The sequence below is a fragment of the Arcicella sp. GW458-12-2-14-TSB2 genome, from assembly GCF_059423785.1.
This window is the reverse complement of sequence record NZ_JBWKYN010000200.1, coordinates 1-10,169: the sequence shown is the minus strand read 5'-3', so window position 1 is coordinate 10,169 and position 10,169 is coordinate 1. Positions and strand designations below refer to the sequence as shown.

The 10,169-nt window shown below is 36.7% G+C and carries 7 protein-coding genes; 6 read left to right on the top strand and 1 reads right to left on the bottom strand.

Going from position 1 to position 10,169, the window contains the following annotated elements; translation table 11 throughout:
- Positions 1 to 360: 360 nt before the first annotated feature.
- Positions 361 to 486 (bottom strand): hypothetical protein, encoded by a 126-nt coding sequence (locus AC07XN_RS21045; RefSeq protein ID WP_494744477.1) that lies wholly within the window; start codon positions 484 to 486, stop codon positions 361 to 363.
- Positions 487 to 539: 53 nt separating this feature from the next.
- Between AC07XN_RS21045 and AC07XN_RS21040 the strand changes: the two genes are divergently transcribed.
- The 6 genes from AC07XN_RS21040 to AC07XN_RS21015 all read left to right on the top strand — a co-directional run bounded on the left by AC07XN_RS21040 (position 540) and on the right by AC07XN_RS21015 (position 10,005).
- Positions 540 to 3,719 (top strand): SusC/RagA family TonB-linked outer membrane protein, encoded by a 3,180-nt coding sequence (locus AC07XN_RS21040; RefSeq protein WP_494744476.1) that lies wholly within the window; start codon positions 540 to 542, stop codon positions 3,717 to 3,719.
- Between the two features lie 90 nt (positions 3,720 to 3,809).
- Positions 3,810 to 5,279 carry a SusD/RagB family nutrient-binding outer membrane lipoprotein gene (locus AC07XN_RS21035; protein WP_494744475.1) on the top strand — a complete coding sequence of 490 codons (1,470 nt, stop codon included), beginning with the start codon at positions 3,810 to 3,812 and terminating at the stop codon, positions 5,277 to 5,279.
- 42 nt (positions 5,280 to 5,321) lie between these two features.
- Positions 5,322 to 5,804 carry a hypothetical protein gene (locus AC07XN_RS21030; protein WP_309912799.1) on the top strand — a complete coding sequence of 161 codons (483 nt, stop codon included), beginning with the start codon at positions 5,322 to 5,324 and terminating at the stop codon, positions 5,802 to 5,804.
- A gap of 435 nt (positions 5,805 to 6,239) precedes the next feature.
- Positions 6,240 to 7,412, top strand: coding sequence for a pyridoxal phosphate-dependent aminotransferase (locus AC07XN_RS21025; RefSeq protein WP_494744474.1), 1,173 nt, complete (start codon positions 6,240 to 6,242; stop codon positions 7,410 to 7,412).
- Positions 7,413 to 7,478: 66 nt separating this feature from the next.
- Positions 7,479 to 9,023, top strand: coding sequence for a flavin monoamine oxidase family protein (locus tag AC07XN_RS21020; RefSeq protein WP_494744473.1), 1,545 nt, complete (start codon positions 7,479 to 7,481; stop codon positions 9,021 to 9,023).
- A gap of 28 nt (positions 9,024 to 9,051) precedes the next feature.
- Positions 9,052 to 10,005, top strand: coding sequence for a Hint domain-containing protein (locus AC07XN_RS21015; RefSeq protein ID WP_494744472.1), 954 nt, complete (start codon positions 9,052 to 9,054; stop codon positions 10,003 to 10,005).
- The last annotated feature ends 164 nt before the right edge of the window (positions 10,006 to 10,169 follow it).

Sequence of the window (10,169 nt, the reverse complement as noted above, 5' to 3'; positions counted from 1 at the left end):
AAATAAGAATTATCATTTTATTAAATAAATTTTTAACTCCTCTTAGAAACATTATATTTATTATAAAATTTTAAATAATAAAATATTTTTTTGACATTGTATTTGAAAAATTCATGGAATTATGTTTGGTATTTTAAATAAATCCATTATAATCGTACTTAGAAATAAATAAAAAGCGAAATAAAAAATGGTTATTTAGCATTTCTATAAAACTCTTTGAATTTTACATTAAGTATAATTTCTCATACATAAAACCAGCAAACTAAAAGAATACCATTTCCCGACTTCCAAAAGTCAAACTAACTAATTCCTTTATTTATAGTACTTTCCAAAAACAACGCTTCAACTTATACTATTTTATTAAATCACTATTCCCCACTTTCCTTTACAAAGTGGTGTGTATGTTCGTATTGATTTAAAAATCTCAACTACCAATTTACCGTTGCCTTTGATGTCAAAATCTCTGGCCTGATATGCTATTGCCATTATTGAATCACGATTGCATTATTAGATTACCAACCATATAACAACTAATATTTATGAACAAAACTTTACTCTTCTTATGGGGAATACTGTTGGTTTCGTCCACAGTCTTTTCTCAAAAACAAAGTGTGACAGGTATAGTCACTTCTTCTGAAGATGGAGCTCCAATGCCCGGAGTAACCGTATTAATCAAAGGAACTACAAGTGGTACAAATACAAGTAGTGAAGGTAAATTTAGCATAGCGTGTCAATCTAAAGATGTATTGGTTTTTACTTTCGTAGGCATGGCTCCTTATGAAGTTCCCGTGGGTTCGCAGACATCCATCTCTGTAAAAATGAAACCTGATATTATGCAACTCAGCGAAGTAGTTGTTACAGCTCTAGGTGTTCAGCGAGACAAAAAAGCACTGGGTTTCTCACAACAACAACTTAAAGGTGAGAGTGTTACAGAAGCAAGGTCTTCAAACGTAGCTAATGGACTTTCTGGTAAAATAGCAGGGTTCAGGGTAAATACTAGCTCAGGGCCAGGGGCTGCTGCTACTATCCAGATTCGTGGTTCTTCATCCGTTTCTGGTAATAACCAACCTTTGGTCGTTATTGATGGCGTACCTATTCAACAATCTTTCGACAAACAATTTGGTTCAGGATTATCAGAAGTAAATCCTGATAACATCAAAGATATTGCGGTTTTAAAAGGGCCAAATGCGGCAGCGCTTTATGGCTCTAGAGCAGCCAATGGGGTTATTTTGATTACTACCAAAAATGGTAGTGGGATGAAAGGAATCGGGGTTGAAGTAAACTCAAATTTTGTAGCAGAAAGACCTTTTATTTCACCCAATTTTCAAAATACTTATGGGGGTGGTAACGGCTATCGTACTTGGTATAATGATGGGTGGAGTGGTTCTATCACAGACCCTACAGAGATTGCTCAATACAGAGCTGCGTATGGTCCAAATGCTCCATTAAGTGGTACTGAAGGTACAGACGAAAGCTGGGGTGCGCCAATGGATGGTCGTTTGGTGCGTCAATGGTGGACAGGCAAAGATGTTGCACCGCTTACACCGCAACCTAATAATTACCAAGAATTCTGGCAAACTGGTACGGCTTTTACAAACAATGTGGCTGTATCAGGGGGTAATGAAAAAGGTAATTTCCGATTATCATTAGGTCATCTTGACCAAAAAGGAATTATGTATTTCAATGATTTTCACCGTAATAACTTCAAATTCAACTCTGGGTACAACTTTACAAACAAATTTAATGTAACACTATCTGCCGAATACATTAAGTCTTGGGCTGATAACCGTAGTTATGCTTCTGGACAGGAATTTATCTGGTCGCATAGACATGTTTCGTGGGACCAACTACGTGACTGGCAGTCGTACACTGGTACACATATTCAGCGTGCCGTTGCAGGAAAACTACCTGATAGCGACCCACCAAACTGGCAACATACTTTCTTTACTAACCCATATTATACTCAAGAAAAACTGCCGTATTCTAATGACAAAGATCGCCTAGTGGGTAACATCGCCTTCAACTACAAAATATTGCCTTCGTTGAGTGTAATGCTAAGAACAGGAACTGATGTTTGGTCTGATACCCGTATTAACATTGTCAATTTTGAAAGGGTAAGAAATGGGAACCGCACCCCTGGTCGTTTCTCAGAGGAAGTACTTCGTAGACAAGAAACCAACACAGATGCGATACTAACGTATAATACAAACGTTAATAAAGACTTCTCTATTAATGCTCAAGTTGGAGGAATCGTAAGAACAAACTATTATAAAAGGAATTACCTGTATGTAGGTGAATTAGTAATTGATGGATTGTATAATGCTGGGAATGCCGTACCAAGTCAAAACACCATTGCTTCGACTATCACCAAAAGTGAAGTACAAAGTGCCTTTGGTTCTGTTAATTTAGGATTTAAAAATGCCATTTTCTTAGATTTAACCGCTCGTAACGACTGGTCATCTACACTTCCTGCCAACAATAGGTCATACTTTTACCCGTCAGCTTCCTTGAGTGCTGTGTTTACAGACTTGATAGAAGGAATAAAAGGCGATGTACTTTCATTCGGTAAGGCTCGTTTCAGTTTAGCACAGGTAGGTAACGATGCAGACCCTTATCAGCTTTCTCAAACCTATCGTGCAGGTACTTCATGGAACGGAGCGACGCCTGAATTTGCAGAAAACACTACTATTTCTAACTCAACCCTTAAGCCTGAAATTACTACTGGACTTGAAGCTGGTTTAGACCTCCGCTTGTTTAAAGGCAAATTAAATTTAGACCTTACCTATTATGAACAAAAAACCAAGAACCAAATTCTTGGTGTAGAAATCTCAAAAGCTTCGGGCTACAATACCCGTATTTTGAATGCTGGTCAAATCACCAACTCTGGTATTGAAATTACCCTTTCTGGTACTCCACTAAAATTATCGAATGGTTTTGGTTGGGACGTAAGCTTTAATTTTGCTCGTAACAGAAACAAAGTAGTTGAATTAGCAGAAGGCTTGACTACCTATGTTCTAAATGAGCGTCGTGGTTTAACGTCCGAAGCTAGGGTTGGACAGCCTTACGGAACATTGTACGGCTATGGTTTTGAGAGAGCTCCAGACGGACAATTACTGATGGTTAATGGTTTGCCACAGCTTTCAACAACGCAAAAAATATTAGGTAATATTCAGCCTGATTGGATAGGTGGTTTCACTAACACATTTTCTTATAAAAACTTCTCATTAGCTACGCTGATTGATGTACGTATGGGGGGTGATATTTTCGATGAAGGGACGGCTAATGCACGTTGGACGGGTCAGTATGCAGAAACAGCCATTGGTCGTGAAGAAGGCGTAATTGGCAAGGGCGTTATGGTAGTATCTACTAATCCAGATGGAACAAAGGTATATGCACCCAACGACATCATCGTGAGTGCCAACCAATACTATGGCTATAACAACCCACGTCGTTATCATGAAGCCGCTATTTTTGACGGTAGCTATGTAAAACTTCGTGAGGTATCATTCGGCTATAAGCTCCCTACAGCCCTTGTTAAAAAGCTTGGATTCCAATCAGCAAAAATTTCAGCAGTTGGTCGTAACGTCTTGATGATATTCAAAAATCATCCGCACCAAGACCCAGAAATTGATGCAAATGGTGGTAACAAGCAAGGCTTTGGTTACGGAGAATTACCTTCAACAAGAAGTTTAGGCGCTAACTTATCTTTTAGCTTCTAGGCACAACCTGACGATAAACTTTAATCATTCTGAGGGTTGTATTGAAACTAATTTACAAAGCTCAGATTCATTTAAAAAGATTATTATAACATGAGAAAATATAGCAAAATATACCTGCTGGCTGCCTGCATTATTTTAGGGTCAGGGTCTTGCACAAGTACTTTCGACAAAATGAATGTTGATCCCAACAATCCCTCGTCGATTACCCCTCAGTTTCTTTTACCAACAGGTATTGAAAGTTCTATCGACCGCTACTGGGGACATAGAACCCGTTTTGAAAGAATAAACTTGGATGGTGCTGCGCTGTGGATACAACATCTTACAAGAAATATTTATTCAAACGAAGGTGACAACTACGGTATTTCGCAAGCATTGCCATTAAACAACTGGAAAGGCTTTTTTAATGACGCACAATCAAACTTCAACAGAATCATGGTTATTTCTGGAGAAAAAGGGACTGCTCCGAACGCCAACTATGAAGGGATTGCTTTGGTAATGCGTACTTGGACATTCTCTATCATCACTGATATGTGGGGCGCTATTCCTTATAGCGAGGCATTAAAAGGTACAGCAACAGACCCTGTATATACGCCTGCTTACGATTCTATGGAAAAAGTTTACGCAGGAATGCTTGAAGATTTGAAAGTAGCCAATGAAAAATTGAATGTAGCTGGCCCAGCGGTTTCTGGTGATATTCTTTATAGTGGTAATATATTGAAATGGAAAAAATTTGCTAACTCATTACGTTTGCGTTTAGCAAACCGTCAGGCCGCTAAAAAATCGGTTGAGTCAAGAGCAATCATGCGTGAAATTTTATCAGATGCTACAAAATACCCAATCTTTACGAGCAACGATGATAATGCTTCCTTGAAATGTACTACTATTTTACCAAGTAATAACGAGTGGAATCAGGTACTTATCCAAGATGGTAGAACCGATTGGAATTTAAGTAAAACACTTGTTGATAAAATGAATGGTGTGAGCGATGCTAGAATTAAAGTATTTGGTAACCCTAATAAATCAGGTAAATACGAAGGTCATGCCAATGGCTTGCCAGATGCTATCGCTACTACTTATCTTGAAAGTAGTTCAACCATCGGAACATTTTTTACGGCTGCGGCTTCGCCCGAAGTAATCATGACCTATTCTGAATTGCAATTTATTTTGGCGGAGGCTAGCATTGATGGTGATATTACGGGTGATGCCCAATCTTATTTTGAAAAAGGTATTACGGCCTCATTCTCACAATTTGGTATTACAGGCGCTAGCGATTTAATTACAAAGTTGGGTACAGCGACACGTGAAAAAATATTGGACCAAAAGTGGATTTCATTATTCGGACAAGGTATTGAAGCTTGGACGGAGTATCGCAGAACGGGGTATCCTGTTATGCCATCGCCTGACCCTAGAGCTGTTTTTGAAAATAATGCAATCATTCCAACAAGATTACCTTATCCTGGTTCTGAATATTCGTTGAATGCTAAAAATGTGGCAGAAGGTGAAAAATTAAACGGCGGACCAAATGATATGAAAACTAAACTTTGGTGGGCAGAAAAATAAGGCAAAATCAGTAGTTGAATTAAACATTAAATTAGAACAATCATGAAACACATAGATAAATTACCCCCAATTATTCTAATAGCTCTTTTTGCATTGTTAACGATGGTATCTTGTAAAAACGTAGACGACCCTTTTGTACCAAGAGTAGTATCACCTGTTTTAGTAGCTATTGATGGAACCGCTCCTGGAGATTTTGCTACCGAGCCAACTATTAGCTATACAAAAACTGGAAACGTGGTTTTATCCGCAAGAATCCTTGAATTAGACAAGACGAATCTTTTGGATTATAAAAAAGGAATTGACTCGCTTCCTGTAGCCAATACTAAAATCACTATCACTTTGCGTAATACTGGCGCTGTGGTGGCTGAGCTAACAACGGATGCTAAGGGCAAAATAAGTGTGGAGAAAACTTGGCTAGCCCTAGGACTTTCTGCACCAGTATCTGGGAACAGCATTCCTCTCAATTGGAGTGGTAGTTATAAAGGTCAGTCCTTTACACGCCTATCAAGAGCATCCGTTAAATAACAAAACGTATCAAGAAAGTCTATAGGTTGAAGTTGTGAATATTATTTTTGTACAACATTTTTTATATAAATGAGTGTTTCCCTCTATTTAAATAAAAACTTATTTTATGTACTTTTGCAAAGTAATTTAAATAATTAGTAATTTTATCACCGAAAAAAGAAGTGTTTTTAAATATATTATCATTTATCAATACATTTTTAAACGAAAAAATTACACAAATCAATTTTGATTTTAAAAACTTTAAATTACCTTTAAATAAAAATAGTACAACAATCATACTTCATCAACTTATATAAATCAATTTCCGAATTCTACGGGGTTAATCACCCCGTAGGAGTTCAGATAATTTTCTTGTAGCGTTTTAATTGAGTATTGTAATAAGCTTTATTAACTTCATCATTAAATCAATTCATTCACTCTTAAACGTTGTGTGAAATGTCATCAAATCTTAATCGCCGTAACTGGCTTAAAAAAAGTCTTTTTGCAACCGCTGGTTTAAGTACAGCCAGTGCATTCATCCAAAAAGCTGCTGCTAGCCCTGTAGTTAGACAAGAACTACAATATAGCCTTCTCCCTGAGTTTTTACTAGAACAAGAATATTCTAATATACCTGTACCTGCCAAAACGCTTGTTAGACTAAGTGCTAACGAAAACCCTTGGGGGCCATCAGAAAAAACTAGACAAGCATTAATAGGTGCCATCGGTGATTCAAACCGATATGCTTTCAAACTTCGTGGTGATTTAATCAAAGCGATTGCCGAAAAAGAGGGTGTTCCTGAAAATTATATTTTATTAGGTGCTGGTTCTTCAGAGTTACTTACCGCTTCTTTAGTTGCTTATGGGCAAAAAGGAAAGATTCTGGTAGGTGACCCATGCTATATTTCTGGCAATGAAGAAAGAGTACCAATGGAAAAAGTACCCTTGACCAAAGATTATCAATACGATTTAGATGCTACGGCTGCCAGAATTAATGGTTCTCAAAGCTTGGTATACGTTACCAATCCTAATAATCCAATTGGTGCGGTACTCCCTTCTGAATCATTTAGTGCTTTCATTGATAAGGTTTCAGACAAAATCACTGTTCTTTCAGACGAAGCCTATATCGATTACGCCAAAGACCCTAAAACAGCTTCAATGATTCCAGCGGTGAAAGCAGGTAAAAATGTTTTAGTGTTGCGTACGATGTCTAAGCTATATGCTTTTGCAGGGTTACGTTGTGGTTATGCGATTGCTAAACCAGAGATTCTGAAAATGATTCAACCATACTGCTCTGGTGGTTTTGATATGTCTGTTCCTTCTTTTGCCGCAGCTATTGCAGCATTTAAAGATACAGAATTTCAACAATTGACTTTAAAGAATACTGAAGAGTCAAAACAATATTTGTATTCATTCTTAACCAAAGCTGGATATACATACATACCGTCATCTGCCAATTTCGTGATTTTCCCACTAAAAATGAAAGGCTCTGATATGCTATCAAAAATGACAGCAGAAGGTGTCATGCTTAGAAAATGGGAATTTGATCGTCAACATTGGTGCAGAGTTTCAATCGGAACTATGGACGAAATGAAGGCATTTGCCGACGCCTTTACCAAGGTTATTTCTTAGTTCTGTAATTCCTTGTGAAAATGCGTGTTTGTTTAATTCTCACAAGGAATTACTAATTTGCGACAGATGACAAGAAGAGATTTTATCGAAAAAACTGGCTCTGCCAGTTACCTAACCATGCTCGGCTTCGGCTTAATACCTGAAGCCAATGCAAAACCACTTAATTTACAGCGGAATAAGGCTAATAAAAAGATTGTTATTTTAGGTGCTGGTTTAGCTGGAATGTCAAGTGCTTATGAATTAATAAAATTAGGATATGATGTCACCATTTTAGAAGCAAGAAGTCGCCCCGGGGGAAGAGTTTGGACAGTAAGAGGGGAAACGACAGAAACTGAGATTGGAGGGTCAACACAAGTTTGTAAGTTTGATAAAGGTCTCTATTATAATGGTGGAGCAGCCAGAATTCCACATAATCATACGCTTTCTTTACACTATTGTCGTGAATTTAATATCCCCTTGGAGATATTCATGAACGTAAATGAAGGAGCTTATTATTATTCAGAAGGAACTGGTAAATTATCAAACAAACCCATTAAAATAAGAGAAATTCATGCTGACGTGCGTGGATATACTTATGAATTGTTATCAAAGTCAATTGATAAAAAAGCACTCGACGAAGAAGTAACCAAAGAAGACCTTGAAAAATTAAGTGTATACTTAAAAGAAGAGGGCGATTTGGATATTATGAAAAAGTACAAAGGTTCTGAACGTCATGGATATAAACGTCAAGGTGGATACGGAGAACAAACTCCTGAATTAGCCTCACCACATTTATTGCATGACATTATTGAATCGGGGCTTTTTCATCCTGCTTTTTCAAATATTGGTGAATATACTTTCAATCAGCAACCCGTTATGTTACAACCTGTTGGTGGAATGGATGCTTTACCTTATGCTTTTGCCAAACGATTAGAAGGTAAAATTCAATTTCAGGCTGAAGTACAAGAAATAAGAAAAACCTCGCCTGGTGTTAAAATTATTTACAAAGACAAAATGGGTACTGTTAAAGAAATATTAGGCGATTACTGTATTTGTACCATCCCTTTGCCTGTTTTAAAAGGTATTACGTCTGATTTATCATCGGATATTCGTAGAGCGGCTGATTTTGTTCCTTATATGAATACTGGTAAAATCGGATTACAATTTAAAAGAAGATTCTGGGAAGAAGACGATAACATATTCGGAGGGATTTCTAAAACCAATATGGATATCACACAAATTTTTTATCCTTCATATAATTTTATGGGTAAAAAAGGAGTGTTAAAAGGTTATTACAACTTTCACGATAGGGCGTTAAAAATGGGCAACCTAAGCTTAGCCGATAGAGAGAAAGCAGCATTAGAACAAGGTGGAAAAATTCATCCACAGTATAAAACTGAATTTGAAAACTCATTTTCATTAGCTTGGCAAAAAATTAATTATTCAAAGGGAGGATGGGCAGAATACAGTGAATCAGCGAGAAAACGCTTCTACCCTGCCCTCATTAAACCAGATGATGAAATTTATTTAGCAGGGGAACATACCTCTCACCTTACAGCTTGGATGGCTGGTGCTTTAGAGTCAGCAAATTCGGTAGTAACACAAATTCATAAACGAGTAAATGGAGCTTAGGCTTTGTCTCGTAAAACTAGCTTTCAGCATGAAGAAAATTATATATTTTATAACCTTACTTTGTTTATCAATTAACGTTTTCGCACAAGAAGGCGAAAAAATGGGTATTAAACTAAGCGAATTTGAAGCAGTAAAGAAAATTGCTATCAAAAACTTGGACAAAGATACTTATGTAAAAGATGGTAATTTTATCTTAGACAACAGCACTTCTCCGTATGTTTTTAAGTTCTCGGATGGTTTAGAAAGAAGAATTTACTTGTACAAAGTATTAGAAGTAGCTGGCATGAAAGAAATTGCCAATTTAATGATTTTTACAACGCCTAAAGACGGGAAGAAAATCAGTTTAGTAGTTCCTAATCCATTAGCAGAAAAAGAAACGTGGGGTAAATATATTGATGATCTGAAAGATGGAGAAAAATCAGTTTCAGGCTTTTCATCATGTGTTGCGTTCGTTTTAGCCAAAGAGTTCTCGGGCGTTGCTGGAGAAAAAGGCAAAGAAGAAGACAAATATGAATACTGCTTTCCTGCGGAAGCAAAAGTAACGATGGCTAATGGAGAAATCAAAAACATTAGCGAAGTGAAAGTTGGCGATTTTGTAACATCATATAATGCCAACAAAAAGATAGCAGAGCCTACGATTGTTGAAAAAGTGGATATTCACGAGAACAACGAATTTGACATTGTAAAGGTATTGTTAGTAGATCCAAGTGAGATGATTACGGCATCAGTTTCAGTAAAGTATCGATTAAAGGAACTTGAAGCGACAGGCAATCACCCTATTTTTACTGAAAATGGCAAAACAACTATTGCTGATTTAAAGGTGGGTCAAAGTGTATTTGTTTACGAAAATGAAACTAGAAAGTTCAAGAAGTTTAACGTATTTATTACCAAAGCTGGAACTAGAAAAGTAAACAAAGTTTATAATTTAATTACAGAGAAAAATAGTTATCTGGTAAACTCAGTAGTAGTTTTAAAGAAATAAAAATATTTAATTTTTTGAGATTGTTTTTGGATATTTCCGTAAATCCTTTCTCCTTTGGGGAAGGGATTTATTTTTTTTATAACACCCTCAGAATAAAATACTTACAAAAGTATCATTGAAAATTATAGAATTATTAAAGCTAAAATTTGTGATTGAAATTCAAT

Bases quoted from the DNA above. Each gene is read 5' to 3' on its own strand.
- AC07XN_RS21045 (WP_494744477.1), bottom strand. From the start codon at position 486: ATGGCAATAGCATATCAGGCCAGAGATTTTGACATCAAAGGCAACGGT.
- AC07XN_RS21040 (WP_494744476.1), top strand. From the start codon at position 540: ATGAACAAAACTTTACTCTTCTTATGGGGAATACTGTTGGTTTCGTCC.
- AC07XN_RS21035 (WP_494744475.1), top strand. From the start codon at position 3,810: ATGAGAAAATATAGCAAAATATACCTGCTGGCTGCCTGCATTATTTTA.
- AC07XN_RS21030 (WP_309912799.1), top strand. From the start codon at position 5,322: ATGAAACACATAGATAAATTACCCCCAATTATTCTAATAGCTCTTTTT.
- AC07XN_RS21025 (WP_494744474.1), top strand. From the start codon at position 6,240: ATGTCATCAAATCTTAATCGCCGTAACTGGCTTAAAAAAAGTCTTTTT.
- AC07XN_RS21020 (WP_494744473.1), top strand. From the start codon at position 7,479: ATGACAAGAAGAGATTTTATCGAAAAAACTGGCTCTGCCAGTTACCTA.
- AC07XN_RS21015 (WP_494744472.1), top strand. From the start codon at position 9,052: ATGAAGAAAATTATATATTTTATAACCTTACTTTGTTTATCAATTAAC.